Raw genomic sequence first — 18,452 nt, forward strand, 5'->3', positions numbered from 1 at the left:
GGGGAGAACGGAATGACGGGGTATCGCTCAGCCGTACCGGACGACTGGTTCGTCGATCCGGTCAATCTCGGCGTTCCCGGCGTACGCCGGCCCGCCGTCGACCAGGAGGACGACACCGCGCTCGCGTGGCAGGCCGACGCCCTCTGCGCACAGACCGACCCCGAGGCGTTCTTCCCCGAGAAGGGCGGCTCCACCCGCGACGCCAAGCGCATCTGCACGTCGTGCGAGGTCAAGGCCGAGTGCCTGGAGTACGCGCTGCAGAACGACGAGCGCTTCGGCATCTGGGGCGGCCTCTCCGAGCGGGAGCGGCGCAAGCTCAAGCGTCGCGCGGGCTGACGCCCGCCGAGACGCGGACACGGCGCGGATGACCCGCGAATCCGGCGGCGCCGCGTAGGCTGGGCCAGGTCATGCCCGCTCGAGTACACGCCCTCGTGGTCGTCCGTCCCGACGGCCGCGTGCCGGCCGATCTGCACCTGGGCCGCACGCTCGCGGCCCTCGCCGCGCAGACCAGACCCGTCGATCGCCTCACGGTCGTCGTGTGCGGCGGCGACGCCGAGGTGCGCGAGATCGCCGCGACCGCCGACGAGGTCGTCGAGGCGCCGCGGCGCACGGGCTTCGCCCGCGCCCTGGCATCCGTGACCGTCGAGGGCGACGCCGTGTGGCTGCTCGCGCAGGACACCGCGCCCGCGCCCGATGCCCTGGAACGGCTCGTGACGGGACTCGACGCGACGCCCGCGATCGCCGTCGCGGCCCCCAAGCTGGTGCGCTGGGAGGACGACCGGCGCATCGTGTCGCTCGGCCAGACGATGACCCGCGGCGGCCGCACGGTCGTGCGCGGCACCGACGAGCACGACCAGGGGCAGTGGGACGGCGACATCGACGTGCTCGGCGCCGACCCGCGCGGCATGCTCGTGCGCGCCGACGACTGGCGGGCGCTCGGCGGGATCGACCCCGCGCTCGGGGGCGCCGACGAGGGGCTCGACCTGGGCGTGCGGGCCCGGCTGGCCGGCCGTCGCGTCGTGCTCGCCCCCGACGCCGTCGTCGCCGTCGCGGGTGACGGCGTGGCGGGCCTGCCGCACGAGCGCGCCGAGGGGCGCGCGTTCGCCCGTGCCGTCGCGATGCGCACGGCGCGGCTGCACCGGCGGCTCGTGTACGCGCCGCTCTGGGCGGTGCCGCTGCACTGGCTCTCGCTGCTCCTCCTCGCGGTCGTGCGGACGGCGGGTCATCTGCTCGCCAAGCAGCCGTCGCGCATCGTGCCCGAATGGGTCGCGTCGGTGACCGTCCTCCTCGGGGTCGCGCCCGTGGCGCGCGCCCGCCGCCGCATCGCGCGCACGCGCGCCGCCGGCTGGGGGCGGCTCGCACCGCTGCGCGCGACGGGGCGGGAGCTCCGGCGCCGGCTCGACGACGGCGGAGCGCCCGAGATGCGCGTCGACCTGCACTTCTTCGGCGGTGGTGGCGCGTGGGTCGTGCTCGTGCTGCTCGTCGTGTCCATCGCCGGGTTCCTGTCGCTGCCGACGTGGTCCGTGCTCGGCGGCGGCGCGCTCGCCCCCCTGCGCGAGACCGTCGCGGGCCTGTGGTCGGACGCGACGTTCGGCCCCCGCCCGCTCGGCTGGGCGACGTCGGGACCCGCCGACCCGTTCTCGGGTCTCGTCGCGCTGCTCGGCTCGCTGTGGCCCGCCGCGCCGTCGCGCGTCCTCGTCGTGCTGTGGCTCCTCGCGATCCCGCTCGCGGGCCTCGGCGGGTGGTTCGCGGCGACGCGGGTGACCGATCGCGCCGCGCTGCGCGCCCTGGGCGCGGTGGTGTGGGCGTTCGCGCCCATGCTCCTGACCGCGCTCGTCGAGGGGCGCCCGACGGGCGTTCTCGTGCATCTGCTGCTGCCCTGGCTGCTCTACGCGGGCGCCGTCGCGCACCGGTCGTGGTCGGGCGCGGGCATGGCGTCGGTGCTGCTCGTCGGCGTCGTCGCCGCGTCGCCGTCGCTCGGGCCCGCTCTCGGCGTGCTGTGGCTCGGCGCCCTCGTGCTGACCATCGCGCTGCGCCGTGGCGCGCTCGCGCGCGTCGTCTGGCTCGTGGTGCCGACCCTTGTCGTCTTCGCGCCGCTCGTGTGGCGCCGCCTGCGGGCGGGCGAGCCGTGGGCCCTGCTCGCCGACCCGGGCGTGCCGGTCGCCGGTGACCACGCCCTCGGCCTCACCCGGCGCGTGCTGCTCGCGGCCGGCTTCCCGACGAGCGATGCGGCGGGCTGGGCCCGGGTGCTCGACGGCGCGCTCGTGCCGTGGGTCGCGCTGATCGTCGCGCCCCTCCTGCTGCTCGCCGCCGCGGCCCCGCTGGCGCGCCGCACGCTGCCCGCCGCCGTGCTGCTCGTGACGGCGGGGCTCGGCCTCGCCACGGCGCTCGCCGTCGTCGGCGTCGCCCCCGCGACGACCGGCACGGCACCGGCCGTGCTGTGGACCGGGGCGGCGCTGAGCGTCATGTGGGCCGGCCTGTGCGGTGCGGCGCTCGTCGCGCTCGACACGTTCGCGCTCGCCCGGGTCGCCCGCCTCGGGGCCGCCGTGCTGGTCGGCGCCGTGCTCGCCGTCGCTGCCCTCCCCGCCCTCACGGCGGGCGCCCGCGGCGAGCTGATCGTCACGAACGGGCCGCCCTCGACGCTGCCGGCCTACGTCGCCGTCGAGGGACGCGCGGATGCCAGCCAGGCGACCCTCGTGCTCACCCCGCGCGCCTCGGGCGTCATCGCCGACGTCGTGTGGGGCGGGAGCGCGACGCTGGGCGGGCAGACGACGCTGCGCTCGGCGTCGTCGCAGCCGTCGGCGGGCGACGAGGAGGTCGCGCGGCTGGTGACCGAGCTGGTCGCGACCTCGACGGGCGGCACCGTCGCCGAGCTCGCCGCCCACGGCATCGCGTTCGTCGTGCTCTCGCCGGTCGCGGGCGATGCCGCGGCGCAGGAGCTCGCCGTCGCGGCGGCGACCATGATGGACCAGCGCGACGACCTGGAGGGTGTCGGCGACACCGGGAAGGGGCTGCTCTGGCGCGTGGTCCCCGAGGTCGGCGAGCGTCGTGCGGCGCCGGACGAGCGGGGGACGGCGGCGCAGATCGCGACGTTCCAGCTCGGGGCGCTCGCCGTGGCGCTGCTGCTCGCGGCGCCCACGCCGTCGAGCCGCGCCTTCGCCCGGCGCAAGCCGCGCGTCGTCGGAGGGGAGTCGGCATGATGCGATCGGGAGCCCGCGTCGCGATCGGCGCCGTCGTCACGGCCGGCGTGCTGGCGGGAGGCACGCTCGCCGTGCTGCTGCCGTCGTACGCGCACACGACCGCGCCCGTCGTCGTGCGGGCCGCGCCGGCGGCCGACCAGACCCTGCTCGCCTGCACGGGCCCGCTGCTGGCGGCCGGCCGCGACCCCGCCGATGCCGCCGCCCTCGCCGTCGCCGCGCCGCAGCAGGTGGCGCTGGGCGCCGACGATCCGTCGGCCGCGCTGCGGCAGGAGGTCGTCGCCGCCCCGGAGGTCCCGGGCGCCGAGCCGCTCGTGCTGATCGCCGACCCCCGCGGCGAGACGCGCACGGAGGTCGCGGCGGCGGGCTCGTCGGAGGTCGTCGCCGACGACCTGCGCGGATTCGCCGCCGCCGCCTGCGCGCGCCCGTCGATGCAGTCCTGGCTCGTGGGCGGCACGACCGAGGTGGGGGCGGCCGACCTCGTGCTGCTGAGCAACCCGGGTGCGGTCGCCGCGCGCGCCGACATCAGCGTCTTCGGCGCCGAGGGCGAGACGCAGCCCGCGGCGGGCGCGGGGATCGTCGTCCCGCCGCGCACGCAGCGGGTGGTCTCGCTCGCCTCGCTCGCGCTCGGACAGAGCCAGCCGGTGCTGCGGGTCACGGCCACGGCGGCGCCGCTGCGCGTGGCCCTGCAGACGAGCCTGACCCGCACGCTCGTGCCCGGCGGCGTCGACGTCGTCGGGGCCGCCGCGGCGCCCGCTCCGATCCAGATCATCCCGGCCGTCACGGTCACCGAGGCCTCGGGCGACGCTGAGCCGACGACGGTGCGGCTGCTCGCGCCGTCGGACGACACCGCGGCGACCGTCTCGGTCTCCCGGGTCGACGCGCCCGGCGCGCCGCCCGTCGACACGACGCAGCTCGACCTGGTGGCCGGCGTGCCGTCGGTCGTGGCGCTGCCCGACCTGGCCCCCGGCGCCTACACGGTGCGCGTGGAGGCGGGGGCGCCCGTGCTCGCCGCCGTCTGGCGGTCGACCGGCACCGCCCCCGGCGGCGACATCGCCTGGTACTCGGCCGCCGAGCCCCTCTCCGGCGTCACCTTCGTCGCGGTCGCCGACGGACCCTCGCCGGTCCTCACGCTCGTGGGCGACGACGCGTCCGACCGCTCGGTCGTGCTGACGGGGACGAACGGCGAGCAGGTCGTCGCGGTGCCCGCGGGCACCGCGGTGCCGGTCGCGGTCTCACCGGGCGAGATCGTGCGGCTGGAGGCCGACGGCCTCGGCATCCGCGCGTCGATCACGTACTCCGCGCCCGGCGGCCTCGCCGGCTATCCCGTCGCGCCGAGCGAGCAGGCCGCCGCAGAAATCGCCGTGACGGTGCGCTGACTACCTCGCCGAGGGTGCTGGTTGTCTCGCCGAGGGTGCCAGTTGTCTCGCCGAGGGTGCTAGTTGTCTCGCCGAGGGCGCTAGTTGTCTCGCCGAGGGTGCTTTCGCCCGTGCGGCGAAAGCACCCTCGCGGGGACAACCAGCACCCTCGCGGGGACAACCAGCACCCTCGCGGGGACAACCAGCACCCTCGCGGGGACAACCAGCACCCTCGCGGGGACAACCAGCACCCTCGCGGGGACAACCAGCACCCTCGCGGGGACAACCAGCACCCTCGCGGGGACAACCAGCACCCTCGCGGGGTGGGGGCGGGGCTACCGGAAGCGGTCGTGGCCGAGGTCCCAGGGGTCGCGGTCGAGGTATTCCGCGGCCGCGCGGAACACGCAGCTCTCGATCATCATGCGGCGGTGCAGGTCGTCGCTGCGGTGCAGGCGGCTGAGCCGTTCGATCGGGATGCGGTGCAGGACGATGCGCCGCTCGTCGGCGAAGACGGTCCAGCGCGGGATGCCGTCGTCGTCGGCGCCCACGGGCAGGCCCGACACCTCGAAGCGCACGTCGCGCAGCTCGGGCCAGGCGCTGCGCAGGAACTCCGCGGTGCTGCCGACCGCGATGTCGAAGCGCTCGGCCCGCGTCTCGAGGGGCGGCAGCGGCGGCCGCACGACGGGGCTGCGTCCCTCGCGCCCGTGGCGTCCGTGCCGGGAGGGGCGACGGACGGGCTGCGTGCGCGGACGTCGCCAGATCATGCAGCCATGCTAGATCATGCGGCGAACTCGGGGCGTGGCGCCCGCGCTCGCGCCCGGTGCGGGGCTAGCGTGAGGACGATGCGTGAGAGACTGTGCTCGAAAGTGGGCTGCGCCCGAGAGGCCGTGTCGACCCTGACCTACGACTACGGCGATCAGATGGCCGTCGTCGGTCCGCTCGGCGCTGCGAGCGACCCGCACGCGCACGACCTGTGCGCGATCCACACCGACCGGCTGTCGGTGCCCAAGGGCTGGCTCGTGCTGCGTCACGAGACGCTGCGGCTGTAGGCACCCGGGCCGCGACGGGCGGACGCGCGTGGGACAATAGCCGGATGCCGTCAACCGCCACCGCCATCGACCACGTCGTCGCCGATCTCTCGCTCGCCGAGGCCGGTCGTCACCAGATCCGGCTCGCCGAGAACGAGATGCCGGGCCTCATGGCCCTGCGCGAGGAGTTCGGGGCGGCGCAGCCGCTCGCCGGCGCACGCATCGCGGGCTCGCTGCACATGACGGTGCAGACGGCCGTGCTCATCGAGACGCTCACGGCGCTCGGCGCCGAGGTGCGCTGGGCGAGCTGCAACATCTTCTCCACGCAGGACGAGGCCGCCGCGGCGGTCGTCGTGGGCCCCACCGGAACCGTCGAGCAGCCCGCGGGCGTGCCGGTGTTCGCCTTCAAGGGCGAGACCCTCGAGGAGTACTGGCAGCTCGCCGACCGCATCTTCGAGTGGCCGGGCTTCGACGGCCCGAACCTCATCCTCGATGACGGCGGCGACGCGACCCTCCTCGTGCACAAGGGCGTCGAGTTCGAGCGTGCGGGCGCCGTTCCGGATGCCGCCGACGGCGACTCCGCGGAACACCGCATCGTGCTCGACACGCTGCGCCGCAGCCTCGCGCGCGACCCGCAGCGCTTCACCCGCATGGCGGCGGGCCTCGTCGGCGTCACGGAGGAGACCACGACGGGCGTGCACCGTCTCTACGAGCTGCACGCCGCGGGGCAGCTGCTGTTCCCCGCGATCAACGTGAACGACTCGGTGACCAAATCGAAGTTCGACAACAAGTACGGCATCCGTCACTCGCTGCCCGACGGCATCAACCGCGCCACCGACGTGCTGATGGGCGGCAAGGTCGCCTTCGTCGTCGGCTACGGCGACGTGGGCAAGGGCGCCGCCGAGGCCCTGCGCGGCCAGGGCGCGCGCGTCATCGTCGGCGAGATCGACCCGATCTGCGCGCTGCAGGCGGCGATGGACGGCTTCCAGGTGGCGCGCCTCGACGATGTCGTGGGCGAGGTCGACATCGTCATCACCGGCACGGGCAACAAGCAGGTCGTCACGCTCGACCACATGCTCGGCCTCAAGCACCTGGCGATCGTGGGCAACGTCGGCCACTTCGACAACGAGATCGCGATGGCCGAGCTCGAGGCCCTTCCCGGCGTCGAGCGCGTGGAGATCAAGCCGCAGGTGCACGAGTGGCGTCTGCCGAACGGCCGCTCGATCCTCGTGCTCAGCGAGGGGCGTCTCATGAACCTCGGCAACGCGACGGGGCATCCGTCGTTCGTGATGAGCGCCTCGTTCACCAATCAGGTGCTCGCGCAGCTGGAGCTGTGGCAGCGCACGGCCGAGTACCCCCTGGGCGTGTACACGCTGCCGAAGGTCCTCGACGAGAAGGTCGCGCGCCTGCACCTGTCGGCCCTGGGCGTGCAGCTCACCGAGCTGACGCCCGAGCAGGCCGCCTACATCGGCGTTCCCGTCGAGGGGCCGTACAAGCTCGACCACTACCGGTACTGACACGGGGACGGCATCGCGCGCCTGGGGTTCATGGCGGTGAATCCCGGTCGCTCGACGCGGGTATGAGCCGGCTGTGGCGACGGCCCGCGCCCAGGATCCGACGGGCCCGGACGCCCGGGGCCGTGCGGAGGTGACAGACTGGCGCGGATGAGCGGCATCCGTCCCTTCCGTGCCGGCGACGAGCCGGCGATCGCGGAGATCTGCGTGCGCACCGCCGACGACGGCGGGGATGCCACGGGCCTTCTCGACGATGATGCGCTGTGGCCGGCGATGTTCGCGCTGCCGTACGCGGCCCGGCATCCCGACCTCGCGTTCGTCGCGGAGGTCGACGGGCGCGTCGTGGGATACGTCGTCGGCACCGACGACACGCGCCGGTTCGAGGAATGGTTCGCCGCCGAGTGGTGGCCGGCCGCCGGGACGCGGTGGCCGAGGGACGGCGCGGGGCGACAGGCGGAGCTGCTCGCCTACGCCGACGCGCGCGGGGGAGCGGGCCCGTACGCCGACGATCACCCCGCCCACCTGCACATCGACCTGCTGCCCGAGGCGCAGGGTCGCGGGCTCGGACGCCGGCTCATCGCGACGTTCGTCGATGCGCTGCGGCGTCGTGGCGTGCCGGGCGTGCACCTCGTCGCGTCAGCCGGCAACGCCGCCGCCGCACTGTTCTACCCCCGCGTCGGCTTCGCGCCGCTCCCGGCGCCCGACGGCGACCGCGCCTTCGGCCTGCGGCTGCACCAGAGAGTCCCTTGAGCCTTCAACCGCGGCGAAGTGCGGGTGCCGGGGCGTCACACCCGCGCTTTGCCGCGGTTGGATCCAGATGGGTCCAGATGCGCTTGCGCCAACCGCGGCGTTCTGTGGGTGTGGTCGGGCGCGAGTCGCATTTTGACGCGGTTGGATCCAGAGGTCCTCACGCCTCAGGCGCACGGGGAGGCGGCCACACGGGACCACGATCACGGGCGTGCAGCGCGGCGACGAACGCGGAGAGGACTGAACGCTCGGGAGTGTCACTCCCGAGCGTTCAGCCGTGCGTGGCGATGATCTCGTCGGCTTTCTGAAGGATCTCGGTCTGCTTCTCCAATGACGCGTTCAGCGCCGCCTGGTTCTCGGCGATCAGAGCGGCCTGATACTGCGCCTCGACAGAGCTGACCCTCTCGATCAGCCGCGTCTTCTGTTTGCAGGTGACGTCGATGACCGCGACGCGGATCTGCGCCTCGAGCTCTTCCGGCACATCAGCGGGTCCCAGCGCTCCTGGTTCCTCGCTCGGCGTCAGGCCGTTCTCCACAAGACACGTGGCCCACTCATCAAAGGCCTCACCATACCTCTTGTCCTCTTGAGCGAGAAGATATGCCTGGTAGTCGAGATCGGTGGGAAGGAAAAGTGCGCGATCGTCATCTTCGCTCAGCCAGGACCCGCGCCCGATCCACGGCAGTCGTTCGTGCGACAACCACTCCATGCACTCTGCATGGGCCTGATCGACGGCCTCGTCAGCGTCCGCGTACGCGGCTTTCCCGGCGGCTTCCATCTCCGTCTGGATTTCTATCCATTCGGTGGGCATGCCATACCCGTACTGTGCGGCATCGGTGAGGTTCCAGATCCCGTAGCGGCGGTCATCTTTCGCGAGATACACCGACGGGGGAACATCGTGGGAGAAGTACGTGTGACCCTTGTCTGCCATACACGTCCTCATCTGCAAGGTGGTGACGCGATCGATCTTGTCAAGATCTTCGATGGACATCATGTATCGGTCGATCGGAAAGACGAAACGAGATTCCGCTTCGATCAGTTCCGCCTTCGCGCCCAAATAGGGGGCGATGTCAACCTGCGGAAGCTGGGACTCTTCGCTCGACGGCGTCGTTCCCGCTGAGCAAGCAGTCAAGGCCAGAAGGATCGCTGACCCGGTCAGGGCGCATAGCGAGCGCATGCCTTACCTGAACGAGGAGATCTTGTCGTTCCAGTTTTCGTTGCTGGACATGGATAGTTTGCGGAGATCGGGAGTCTGAGACTCGCGCCAGATCTTCAAGGCGTAGCCCTTGTAGTCGGCATGCTGGTAAGCATGCCTCGATGTTCCTGATCTGTTTCCTGTGCTGGAGGCCTTGTCGTTGAACCTCAGCCAAGACAGGTTCGGCGCTTGTGTGCCGTCGACCAGACCTCCGCCGTAGTTGATGTGCTCGAACAGACAGATCTTCTCAGGGCGGCAGTCGTAGTAGCCCGCGAAGGCGGGAGCCGCCGTTCCGGTGACCAGCACGGCGCTCGCGACGAGGGCGCCGACCCCGGCGGACAGGCGACGGACGATGGTGTTCTTGCTCATGTGCCGACTCGCTTTCGTGATGCCAGAGAGCGCTCGTGTCCCCCCGACACCCTGTCGGCACAGCCCCCCGGCGAATGTCACTTTAGTGACCCACGAGCGGAAGATGCAAACTAAAGATGGCCTCCTTGATATGGCTGTTCGCGACACGTCCGGCAGGCCGCCCGTCACACGACGCGGCCGCCGGCGAGGCGCACGGTGCGGTCGACGAGCGGGACGGCGACGTGCGAGATGACGACGAGCGCCTGGTCACCTGAGACCGCGGCGAGCATGTCGCGCAGCAGCGCGTCGGATGCCGCGGGGTCGACGCCCGCGGTCGGCTCGTCGAGCACGAGCACGTCGAACCCGTGCAGCAGGGCGCGTGCGAGGGCGATGCGCTGCGCCTGGCCGCCCGACACGAGCGCGCCGCGCTCGCCGACCCGGGCATCGAGGCCGCCGCGCTCGCGCAGCCAGTCGCCGAGCCCCACGCGCACCAGCACGGCCTCCAGCTCGTCGTCGCCGGCCGTGTCGCGGGCGAAGAGCAGGTTCTGCCGGATGTCCTCGTCGAACAGCATGGGTGACTGCTCGACGAGCCCCACCGTGCGCCGCACGTCGTCGGGGGAGAGCGTGTCGACGTCGACGCCGCCGATCGTGTACGTGCCGTCGGCCGCGAGGAAGCGCACCAGCACGTGCGCGAGCGTCGTCTTGCCGGCGCCGCTGGAACCCACCACGAGCACGCGCTCGCCGGGCCGCACGTCGAGGTCGACGCCCGTGAGCGACGGCTCGGCGGCGCCCGGCCAGCGCGCCGTGATCCCGCGCAGGCGCACGCCGTCGCCGAGCGCGGGGCCGACACCGGTCCCCGGCGTCTCCTCGACGAGTCCGGCCGGGTCGGAGGGGGTCGCCGTCGCGACGCGTTCCGCGGCGGCCCGCACCTGGCGCCACGCGCTCGCCGCGAGCGGGACGGCGGCGAACACCTCGAACGTCGCCATCGGCACGAGCACGGCGACGGCGAGCCAGGGGCCCGTCAGGGCGCCGGACGCGACGGCCGGCGCCCCCGCGAGGATCGCGAGCACCGATGCGGCGCCGGCGAGCAGGGAGACGATCGCGGTCGTCGCCGCCTGCGCGCTCGCGCGCCGCACGACGGCCCGCCGCAGCTGCGCGTCGGCCGCGCGGATGCGCGCACGGCTGGATCCCTCGGCACCGCACGCGAGCAGCACGTCGAGGCTGGAGAGGTGGTCGAGCACGGCATCCGCGAGTCGCCCGCGGAGCGGCGCGATCGACCGTTCGGCGCGCGCGCCCGCCGCCCAGCCCCACACGGTCGCGACGACGGCCGCCGCGACGAGGCACGCCAGCAGGCCGAGCGCGGCGGGCCACCACACGAACGCCACGAGCACGACGGCGCCGAGCGCGACGGCGGTCGACGACGCGAGGGGGAGCGCGACGCGCAGGGGCAGGTTCTGCAGCTCGTCCACGTCGTCGACGAGGCTGCCGAGCGCCGACCCGCGCGACGTGCGGGCGAGCCCGTCGGGGGCGTAGGGGATGAGCCGCCGCACCAGGTCGGTGCGCGTCGCGGCGAGCTGCCGCAGCGCCGCGTCGTGGCTCGCGAGCCGCTCGGTGTAGCGGAACACGGCGCGCGACAGCGCGAACGCGCGCACGCCCACGACGGCCGCCGTGATGTACATGACGTGCGGCTGCTCGCTCGCGCGCACGATGAGCCAGGCGCTGCACGCGAGGAGGGCCACCGCCGAGGCCTCGGACAGGAAGCCCGACGCGGCGCCGGGCCAGAACCGGCGGGCCGACGGCATCGCCGCGCGGAGCACCTGAGCAGCGAGCACCTGAGCGGCGAGCACAGGACCGGCGGGCGCGCGGCGGGCCGGGACGCCGGAGGGTGCCGTCATGCCGCCACCTCCGCGGTCTCGAGCCGCACGACGGCGTCGGCGATCGTCCGCGCGGACGTGCGGTGCGACACGAGCAGCACGCACGCGCCGGCATCGGCGACCTCGCGCACGGCGCGCCACAGTCCCGCCTCGGTGTCGGTGTCGAGGGCGGCGCTCGGCTCGTCGAGGGCGACGACGGGCGCGAGCCCGCGCAGATGGCGGTACAGCGCCCGTGCGACGGCGACGCGCTGCGCCTGGCCTCCCGACAGCCCGGCGCCGACCGCGCCGAGGACCCGTGAGGGATCGAGCGCGCCGGCCTGCGCGAGCTCCAGCGCGCGCGTCACGAGCGCCTCGTCGCGCTCCCCGTCGCCGAGCGCGACGTTGTCGGCGACGGTGCCGGACACGAGGCCCGGCTGCTGGCCCGCCCAGCCGAGCCACGTCGACGGGTCGAGGGTCGTGGCATCCGCGCCGGCGAACGTCGCCGAGCCCGTGCACGCCGCGGCACCGCGCAGGGCGGCGAGCACGCTCGACTTGCCCGCGCCGCTCGGCCCCTCCAGGAGCGTCACGCTGCCCGGGATCGCGGTGAACGAGACCGGCGCCAGCAGCCGTTCGCCGCGCTGCACGCGCAGGTCGCGCACCACGAGCGCGTCGTCCCCCGCCCGCCCGCTCGCCTCGTGCCGCGCGGGCTCGGCGGCACCGCGCGCGGCGTCGAGCACCGCGAACACGTCGTCGGTCGCGGCGACGCCCTCCGCGGCGGCGTGGAACTGCACGCCCACCTGGCGCAGCGGCAGGTACGCCTCGGGCGCCAGCAGCAGCACGAAGAGGCCGACGAACAGCGCGAGCGATCCGTCGATGAGGCGGAAGCCGATCGTCACGGCGACGATCGCGACCGAGATGGATGCCAGCAGCTCGAGGGCGAACCCGGAGAGGAAGGACACGCGCAGCACGCGCATCGTCTCGCGCCGGTAGGTCGTCGTGACGCGCTCGATGGATGCCGCGGCCCGGTGCTGCCGGCCGAAGATCTTGAGCGTCGACAGTCCCCGCACGGTGTCGGAGAACCGGGCGGCGAGCTGGCCGAGGGTGCGCCACTGCCGCTGCTGCACCGTGCGCGTCGCGAGCCCGATCAGCACCATGAAGACGGGGATGAGCGGGATCGTCAGCAGCACCGTGAGGCCGGAGATCCAGTCGTGCCCCCACATGACCGCGATGAGGATCGGCGTCGCGATCGCCGTCTGCACGAGCTGCGGCAGGTACCGGCCGAAGTACGCGTCGAGGGCCTCGAGCCCGCGCCCGGCGGTGATCGCGAGCCGCGCGGTGTTGCGCGCGGCGAGCCAGGCGGGACCGAGCCGGCCGACGGCCGCGACGAGCTCGTCGCGCAGCTGCGCCTCGACGCGCGCGGCGGCACGCGCGGCGAGCGCCTCGCGCGCCCACACGAGCAGGGCGCGCACCGCGATGACGGCGACGAGCGCGACGACGGTGCCGGTCACGTCGGCGCCGTCGACGGCATCCACGATCGCGCGCGTCACCAGCCACGAGAAGGCGATCACGACACCGGTCTGCAGCAGGCCCACGACGGCGAGCTGCACGAAGAACGCGCGGGATGCCGTCGCGTACCGCAGCAGCCGGGGGTCGACGGGGCGCATGCGCTCCCGCCTGCCCTCGACCCGTGTCATCCTTCGATCCTGCCAGCTTCCGATCCCGCGCCCGTCCGGGCGGTGGACGTGTCGCCCGCGGCCGTCCGCATCAGTGCGCGGGGGCGGCCTCGGCCTCCTCGATGCGCGAACGGGTGACGCGCTTGCGGAACACCCAGTAGGTCCACGCCTGGTAGGCCAGCACGAGCGGCAGGAACACGAGCGCCGCCCAGCTCATGATCTCCAGCGTCATGGCGGTGCTCGACGCGTTCTCGATCGTGAGGCTGCCCGCGGGGTCGGTCGACGAGGGCATGACGTAGGGGAACAGCGCGAGCCACAGGGTCAGCACCGCGAACATGATGGTGACCGTCCCCGTCGCGAAGGCCCAGCCGTCCTTGAGCGTCCAGTTGAAGACGATCGAGCAGATGAGCATGACCGCGGCGACGGCGCCGCACGCGATCACGGCCCACAGCAGCGGCGCCTCGCGGCCCGCCGCGATGGCGATCGTCCACACGACCGTGCCCGCGGCGAACACGACGGCGGCGACGCCCACCTTGCGGGCGAGCGCGTGCGCGTCGGCCTTCACCTGCCCGTCGGTCTTGAGGGCGAGGAAGAAGATGCCGTGCAGCCAGAACAGCAGCAGCGTCGTGACGCCGACCCACAGGCCGTAGGGGTTGAGCAGCGTGAGCAGCGAGCCCGTGAAGTTGTGGTCGGCGTCGAGCGGCACGCCCTGCACGATGTTGCCGACGGCGACGCCCCACAGCAGCGCGGGCAGCACCGAGCCGATGAAGATCATCCGGTCGAAGCCGCGCTTCCAGCGCATCGAGTCGCGCTGGTGCCGGTACTCGAACGAGACGCCGCGCAGGATGAGCGCGAGCAGGATGAGCAGCAGGGCCAGGTAGAAGCCGCTGAACAGCGTGGCGTACCACTCGGGGAAGGCGGCGAACAGGCACGCGCCGGCGACGATGACCCACGTCTCGTTGAGGTCCCAGACCGGGCCGATCGTGTTGATGATCTGCCGGCGCGAGACCTCGTCCTTGCCGAGGAAGGGGAGCGAGATGCCGACGCCGAAATCGAATCCGTCGAGCACGAAGTAGCCGACGAAGAGCACTCCGACGATGAAGAACCAGAGGTAGGCGAGATCCATGACGTGCTCCTAGTAGACCGTCGTCGGGGTCTTGTCGACCGGGAGATCCGAGGCGCCGTCGGGCAGGGTCTCGGGCCCCTTGCGCACGGCCTTGACGATGAGGCCGAACTCGACGACCGCGAGGCCGGCGTAGATCGCCGTGAACGCGATGAGCGAGACCAGCACGTTCCAGCCGGGGACGTTCGGCGAGACGCCGTCCTCGGTGAGCATGAGCCCGAACACGATCCAGGGCTGGCGGCCCATCTCGGTGAAGACCCATCCGACGAGCGAGCCGAACAGCGCGAGCGGCGCCTGCCAGACCGCGATGCGCCACATCCACGGGGCGACGGGACGCTTCGCGTTCTTGCGGGTGACCCACAGCCCGATGACGGCGATGCCGGCGGCGAGGATGCCGAAGCCCATCATCCAGCGGAACGACCAGTAGGTGATCCACAGGATCGGCGCGAAGCTGCCGTCGACCTGGTCGGCGAACTGCGGGAACAGCTCGGTCGTGTACAGCGCGTTGAGGTCGTTGATGCCCTCGACGCATCCCTCGAGCGAGTGCGTGGACAGGAAGGCGAGCAGGTACGGCACGCGCAGCGACCAGATCTCGCCCGTGCCGTCCGGCGTGCCGATCGAGAAGATCGAGAAGGAGGCGTCGGCGCCGCAGGCGGAGTCGAACATCGCCTCCGCCGCCGCCATCTTCATCGGCTGCGTCTCGACCATGACCAGGCCGAGCTGGTCGCCCGAGAGCGCGACGCCGGCGAAGGAGATGACCATCGACCACAGGCCGAAGCGCAGGGCGGAGCGCATCATCTCGACGTTCTGGCCCCGCGCGAGGTGCCACGCCGCTGCGGCGATGACGACGCCGGCGGCGAACATGCACGCCGCGAAGAGCGTGTGCGGGAACTGCGTGAGCGCGACCGGGTTGACCAGCAGCTCGCCGAAGTGCGCCATCTCGGCGCGGTGCCCCTCCGCCGACATCTGATAGCCGACGGGGTTCTGCATGAAGGCGTTGGCGGCGAGGATGAAGTACGCCGACATCCACGTGCCGGCCGCCGTGATCCAGATGCAGGCCAGGTGCACGCCGCGCGGCAGCTTGTCCCAGCCGAAGATCCACAGGCCGATGAAGGTCGCCTCGAAGAAGAACGCCATGAGGCCCTCGAAGGCGAGCGGCGCGCCGAAGACGTCGCCGACGAAGCGCGAGTATGACGACCAGTTCATGCCGAACTGGAACTCCTGCACGATGCCGGTGACGACGCCCATCGCGAAGTTGATGAGGAAGATCTTGCCGAAGAAGCGCGTGAGGTGCAGCCACTTGACGTCGCCCGTGCGGTACCAGACCGTCTGGAAGATCGCGATCATGGGCGCCAGACCCAGCGTCAGCGGAACGAAGATGAAGTGATAGAGCGTCGTGAGACCGAACTGCCAGCGCGCCAGGAGGAGCGGATCGAGCAGGTCCATTGGGCTGTCCCCCGTTTCATGTGTCCTGAAGGAAACGCTACCGAGAACTCGGGAATGCGAAAGGGGGAGCAGCCGTGCAAAAGCGCCGCGGCCTCAGGGGCGCGTCGCGTCGCCTCTCAGGCGCAGCTGCACGACGCACTCGGACGGGTCGCAGGCGGGGAGCATGCCCGTGACGGTGAGCGGGCCGCCCGCCTCGCGCAGCACTCCCTCGACGAGCCCCAGGTGCACGCGGCACAGCACGTCGCGGTGGCCGGCCTGGGCGGTCGCGTGCGCGCACGGCGTCAGGTCGATCGTGAGGCTCTGCTCGTCGACGACGGGGTCGAAGCCGGCGTCGAGCAGGTCTTCGACGACGGCGTCGAGCTGGTGCACGGCGGCGGTGTCGAGCTCGGTCGCGTCGGTCTCGGGCAGCACGCGGCGCATGAGGTCGCCGCGCTCGGCGGCGGCGCGCACCTTGCGGCGCTGGATGGGGCTGGAGGTCTCGGCGCCGTCGGCCGCGCTGTAGAGCACCCGCGGACGGCCGCGGGTCGTGCGCTTCTCGGGCTCGGCGATGATGTAGCCGTCGTCGATGAGCCGCTGCAGGTGCTCGCGCACGGTGTTGGCGTGCAGGCCGGTGGCGTCGACGAGCTCGGCGATCGTGCGCTGCGACTGCTCCTGGATGAGGTGCAGGATCTCGACGCGCGAGTAGCTGGAGATCGCGCTGTATCCCGCCGGGTGGCCGCTCGTCACCCTCTCATTGTCTCATTTTTCACGGCCCGTTGCGGGGTGTCGGGCGCCGCGCGGGTGCAACGCGGGCGCATGCGGAATCGGGCGTCGTCGCGCGCCCCGCGACGGGCGGCGACGCTATGCGCGGGGGAGGGGCGGGAGCAGGGGCCTCGGCGGGAGCGCGGAGGAGTACACGACGCTCGTGGTGACGCTGCCGAGCTGGCCGATCCTGCCGCTGATCTGCTCCAGGTGCTTCATGCTCGTGGCCACGACCTTCATGATGAAGCAGTCGTCACCGGTGACGTGATGCGCCTCGATCACCTCCGGCAGGCCGTCGAGGAGGCGGTGGAGCGGGTCGTAGACGCTGCTCGGATAGCGCAGGCGCACGAAGGCGAGCACCGCGTAGCCGAGGCGCTCGGCGTCGACCTGGGCGCCGTAGCCGCCGATCACTCCGGCCTCCTCCAGCCGTCGGACCCGCTCGGCGGTCGCGCTGTGGCTCATGTTCACTCCGCGGGCCAGCTCCGCGATGCTCTGCCGCCCGTTGAGCTGCAGCGCGCGGAGGATCGCGGTGTCGACCCGGTCGAGCTCGATCGTGGGATTCGCTGCCATGGCTCGATCTTTCCAGCACAATCCCGGCGGACGAGCGGGAACGCCGCGAGAAGGGCCTGGATCGTGCGTCTGCGCGGGAGGATTCTGGTGGGCATGAACGCACACCGGACCTCCGCCGACGCCCTCGTCGCCCACTTCTCGGCCAAGCTCGAACACGAGACCGACCCTTCCGACGTCGCGGCCGCGCGCGCCGCAGGCGAGCGGTTCACGCTCGTGGACGTGCGCTCGGCCGCGGCGTTCGCGCAGGGCCACCTGCCGGGCGCCCTGCACATCCCGCACGCGGAGATCCCCGAGCGCGCGGTCGCCGAGGTGCCGGCGGAGCTTCCGGTGGTCGTCTACTGCTGGGGCCCCGGCTGCAACGGCTCCACGCGCGGCGCGCTCGAGTTCGCGCGGCTCGGCTACCGCGTCAAGGAGATGATCGGCGGCTACGAGTACTGGGTGCGCGAGGGCCTGCGCACCGTGACGCCCGACGGATCGACGCGGGCCCCCGTCGACCCCCTCACCGGTGTCGTGTGACGGGCGCCCGGCGAGGGGATTCCGGCCTCAGGTCGTGCCCTCCTCGACCGGCGTCCCGGTGCCGGGCCGCCAGCCGAGCGCGGGCGCGACGTGCGTCGCGAAGGCTTCGATGATGCGCAGGTTGAAGGCGACGCCGAGCTGCGAGGGGATCGTCAGCATGAGGGTGTCGGCGGCGGCCACGGCGGCATCCTGCCGCAGCTGCTCGACGAGCACGTCGGGGGCGGCCGCGTAGGTCTTGCCGAACGTGGAGCGGAAGCCGTCGATATAGCCGATGCCGTCGCCCTCGCCGGAGCCGCCGAAGTACAGCTCGTCCTCGGCGGTCGTGATCGGGAACACCGAGCGGCTCACCGACACGCGCGGCGTGCCGGGGTGCCCCGCCTCGCGCCAGGCGGCGCGGAACAGCTCGATCTGCTCGGCCTGCAGCTGGTCGAACGGGCGGCCGTCGGCCTCGGTGAGCAGCGTCGACGACATGAGGTTGACGCCCTTCCGCCCCGCCCACTGGGCGGTCTCGCGGTTGCCGGCGCCCCACCACACGCGCGATCGCAGGCCGGGGGAGTGCGGCTCGACGCGCTGGCTGCCGGTGCCGCCGCCGAACGGGCTCGACGAGTCGCGCTCGGCGAGGCCCTCGCCCTCGATCGCACGGAGGAAGAGGTCGAAGTGGTCGCGGGCCAGATCGGCGCCGCGCGGGTCGGCCGAACCGGTGTATCCGAACGCTTCGTAGCCGCGCACGACGGTCTCGGGCGACCCCCGGCTGACGCCGAGCGCGAGCCGTCCGCCCGAGATGAGGTCGACGGCCGCGGCCTCCTCGGCGAGGTAGAGGGGGTTCTCGTAGCGCAGGTCGATGACGCCCGTGCCGACCTCGATGTGCCGCGTGCGGGCCGCGATCGCCGCGAGCAGCGGCAGGGGCGCGGACTGCTGCCGCGCGAAGTGGTGCACGCGGAAGTAGGTGCCGTTCACGCCGAGGTCGTCCATGCCCTGCGCGAGGTCGATCGCCTGCAGCATCGAGTCCTGCGCGGTGAGCTGCCGTCCGCCCCCGAGGGGACCGTAGTGGCCGAAGGAGAGCGTTCCGAATCTCTGCATGGCGGGTGCAACTGTCCCCGAGGGTGATGTATTCCGCTGCATGGACTCCTGTCCGTCGCGCCCGTC

At 72.8% G+C, this 18,452-nt stretch carries 17 protein-coding genes; 7 read left to right on the plus strand and 10 right to left on the minus strand.

Features of this window, described 5'->3' with window-relative positions; translation table 11 throughout:
* Window positions 1–12: 12 nt before the first annotated feature.
* From AOA12_RS05535 to AOA12_RS05545, 3 genes are all read left to right on the plus strand, one after another.
* Window positions 13–336: a WhiB family transcriptional regulator gene (locus AOA12_RS05535; RefSeq protein WP_054681015.1), complete on the plus strand. Its 324-nt coding sequence runs from the start codon at window positions 13–15 to the stop codon at window positions 334–336.
* Between the two features lie 71 nt (window positions 337–407).
* Window positions 408–3,200 carry a glycosyltransferase gene (locus AOA12_RS05540; RefSeq protein WP_054681016.1) on the plus strand — a complete coding sequence of 931 codons (2,793 nt, stop codon included), beginning with the start codon at window positions 408–410 and terminating at the stop codon, window positions 3,198–3,200.
* Complete coding sequence (locus tag AOA12_RS05545; RefSeq protein WP_054681017.1) at window positions 3,197–4,576, plus strand: DUF5719 family protein; 1,380 nt, start codon at window positions 3,197–3,199, stop codon at window positions 4,574–4,576. The genes AOA12_RS05540 and AOA12_RS05545 overlap by 4 nt, the downstream gene beginning before the upstream one ends.
* A 314-nt stretch (window positions 4,577–4,890) precedes the next feature.
* Here AOA12_RS05545 and AOA12_RS05550 read toward each other — a convergent pair whose 3' ends face one another.
* Window positions 4,891–5,319: a metallopeptidase family protein gene (locus tag AOA12_RS05550; RefSeq protein ID WP_054681018.1), complete on the minus strand. Its 429-nt coding sequence runs from the start codon at window positions 5,317–5,319 to the stop codon at window positions 4,891–4,893.
* Window positions 5,320–5,397: 78 nt separating this feature from the next.
* Between AOA12_RS05550 and AOA12_RS05555 the strand changes: the two genes are divergently transcribed.
* The 3 genes from AOA12_RS05555 (at window position 5,398) to AOA12_RS05565 (ending at window position 7,847) form a co-directional block, all read left to right on the plus strand.
* Window positions 5,398–5,604 carry a DUF3499 family protein gene (locus AOA12_RS05555; protein ID WP_054681019.1) on the plus strand — a complete coding sequence of 69 codons (207 nt, stop codon included), beginning with the start codon at window positions 5,398–5,400 and terminating at the stop codon, window positions 5,602–5,604.
* A gap of 44 nt (window positions 5,605–5,648) precedes the next feature.
* Complete coding sequence (gene ahcY / locus AOA12_RS05560; protein WP_054681020.1) at window positions 5,649–7,100, plus strand: adenosylhomocysteinase; 1,452 nt, start codon at window positions 5,649–5,651, stop codon at window positions 7,098–7,100.
* 147 nt (window positions 7,101–7,247) lie between these two features.
* The gene (locus AOA12_RS05565) at window positions 7,248–7,847 is read left to right on the plus strand and encodes a GNAT family N-acetyltransferase (protein WP_054681021.1); all 600 of its coding nucleotides are present in this window, start codon (window positions 7,248–7,250) and stop codon (window positions 7,845–7,847) included.
* A gap of 268 nt (window positions 7,848–8,115) precedes the next feature.
* Here AOA12_RS05565 and AOA12_RS05570 read toward each other — a convergent pair whose 3' ends face one another.
* From AOA12_RS05570 to AOA12_RS05605, 8 genes are all read right to left on the minus strand, one after another.
* Window positions 8,116–9,018, minus strand: a complete 903-nt coding sequence (locus AOA12_RS05570; protein ID WP_054681022.1) for a hypothetical protein — start codon at window positions 9,016–9,018, stop codon at window positions 8,116–8,118.
* 3 nt (window positions 9,019–9,021) lie between these two features.
* Window positions 9,022–9,405, minus strand: coding sequence for a peptidase inhibitor family I36 protein (locus tag AOA12_RS05575; RefSeq protein WP_054681023.1), 384 nt, complete (start codon window positions 9,403–9,405; stop codon window positions 9,022–9,024).
* Window positions 9,406–9,569: 164 nt separating this feature from the next.
* Entirely contained in the window at window positions 9,570–11,279 is a 1,710-nt protein-coding gene (cydC, locus tag AOA12_RS05580; protein ID WP_082405989.1) for a thiol reductant ABC exporter subunit CydC, read from the minus strand.
* Complete coding sequence (gene cydD, locus AOA12_RS05585; protein ID WP_231637187.1) at window positions 11,276–12,931, minus strand: thiol reductant ABC exporter subunit CydD; 1,656 nt, start codon at window positions 12,929–12,931, stop codon at window positions 11,276–11,278. Before cydD ends, cydC begins: the two co-directional genes overlap by 4 nt.
* A 70-nt stretch (window positions 12,932–13,001) precedes the next feature.
* Complete coding sequence (cydB, locus tag AOA12_RS05590; protein WP_054681024.1) at window positions 13,002–14,036, minus strand: cytochrome d ubiquinol oxidase subunit II; 1,035 nt, start codon at window positions 14,034–14,036, stop codon at window positions 13,002–13,004.
* Between the two features lie 9 nt (window positions 14,037–14,045).
* Window positions 14,046–15,479 carry a cytochrome ubiquinol oxidase subunit I gene (locus AOA12_RS05595; protein ID WP_054681025.1) on the minus strand — a complete coding sequence of 478 codons (1,434 nt, stop codon included), beginning with the start codon at window positions 15,477–15,479 and terminating at the stop codon, window positions 14,046–14,048.
* 93 nt (window positions 15,480–15,572) lie between these two features.
* Window positions 15,573–16,205: a helix-turn-helix transcriptional regulator gene (locus tag AOA12_RS05600; RefSeq protein ID WP_054681026.1), complete on the minus strand. Its 633-nt coding sequence runs from the start codon at window positions 16,203–16,205 to the stop codon at window positions 15,573–15,575.
* Between the two features lie 114 nt (window positions 16,206–16,319).
* Window positions 16,320–16,790 (minus strand): Lrp/AsnC family transcriptional regulator, encoded by a 471-nt coding sequence (locus tag AOA12_RS05605; RefSeq protein ID WP_054681027.1) that lies wholly within the window; start codon window positions 16,788–16,790, stop codon window positions 16,320–16,322.
* Window positions 16,791–16,883: 93 nt separating this feature from the next.
* On the opposite strand from AOA12_RS05605, the gene AOA12_RS05610 reads away from it, so the two are divergent.
* The gene (locus AOA12_RS05610; protein WP_054681028.1) at window positions 16,884–17,306 is read left to right on the plus strand and encodes a rhodanese-like domain-containing protein; all 423 of its coding nucleotides are present in this window, start codon (window positions 16,884–16,886) and stop codon (window positions 17,304–17,306) included.
* Between the two features lie 27 nt (window positions 17,307–17,333).
* Here AOA12_RS05610 and AOA12_RS05615 read toward each other — a convergent pair whose 3' ends face one another.
* Entirely contained in the window at window positions 17,334–18,386 is a 1,053-nt protein-coding gene (locus tag AOA12_RS05615) for an LLM class flavin-dependent oxidoreductase (RefSeq protein WP_054681029.1), read from the minus strand.
* Window positions 18,387–18,452 lie beyond the last annotated feature (66 nt).

The sequence above is a fragment of the Microbacterium sp. No. 7 genome, assembly GCF_001314225.1.
Taxonomy (GTDB): Bacteria; Actinomycetota; Actinomycetes; order Actinomycetales; family Microbacteriaceae; genus Microbacterium.

Bases quoted from the DNA above. Each gene is read 5' to 3' on its own strand.
- cydD (WP_231637187.1), bottom strand. From the start codon at position 12,931: ATGACACGGGTCGAGGGCAGGCGGGAGCGCATGCGCCCCGTCGACCCC.
- AOA12_RS05535 (WP_054681015.1), top strand. From the start codon at position 13: ATGACGGGGTATCGCTCAGCCGTACCGGACGACTGGTTCGTCGATCCG.
- AOA12_RS05555 (WP_054681019.1), top strand. From the start codon at position 5,398: ATGCGTGAGAGACTGTGCTCGAAAGTGGGCTGCGCCCGAGAGGCCGTG.
- AOA12_RS05570 (WP_054681022.1), bottom strand. From the start codon at position 9,018: ATGCGCTCGCTATGCGCCCTGACCGGGTCAGCGATCCTTCTGGCCTTG.
- AOA12_RS05545 (WP_054681017.1), top strand. From the start codon at position 3,197: ATGATGCGATCGGGAGCCCGCGTCGCGATCGGCGCCGTCGTCACGGCC.
- AOA12_RS05615 (WP_054681029.1), bottom strand. From the start codon at position 18,386: ATGCAGAGATTCGGAACGCTCTCCTTCGGCCACTACGGTCCCCTCGGG.
- AOA12_RS05575 (WP_054681023.1), bottom strand. From the start codon at position 9,405: ATGAGCAAGAACACCATCGTCCGTCGCCTGTCCGCCGGGGTCGGCGCC.
- cydB (WP_054681024.1), bottom strand. From the start codon at position 14,036: ATGGATCTCGCCTACCTCTGGTTCTTCATCGTCGGAGTGCTCTTCGTC.
- AOA12_RS05610 (WP_054681028.1), top strand. From the start codon at position 16,884: ATGAACGCACACCGGACCTCCGCCGACGCCCTCGTCGCCCACTTCTCG.
- cydC (WP_082405989.1), bottom strand. From the start codon at position 11,279: ATGACGGCACCCTCCGGCGTCCCGGCCCGCCGCGCGCCCGCCGGTCCT.
- AOA12_RS05540 (WP_054681016.1), top strand. From the start codon at position 408: ATGCCCGCTCGAGTACACGCCCTCGTGGTCGTCCGTCCCGACGGCCGC.
- ahcY (WP_054681020.1), top strand. From the start codon at position 5,649: ATGCCGTCAACCGCCACCGCCATCGACCACGTCGTCGCCGATCTCTCG.
- AOA12_RS05595 (WP_054681025.1), bottom strand. From the start codon at position 15,479: ATGGACCTGCTCGATCCGCTCCTCCTGGCGCGCTGGCAGTTCGGTCTC.
- AOA12_RS05550 (WP_054681018.1), bottom strand. From the start codon at position 5,319: ATGATCTGGCGACGTCCGCGCACGCAGCCCGTCCGTCGCCCCTCCCGG.
- AOA12_RS05565 (WP_054681021.1), top strand. From the start codon at position 7,248: ATGAGCGGCATCCGTCCCTTCCGTGCCGGCGACGAGCCGGCGATCGCG.
- AOA12_RS05605 (WP_054681027.1), bottom strand. From the start codon at position 16,790: ATGGCAGCGAATCCCACGATCGAGCTCGACCGGGTCGACACCGCGATC.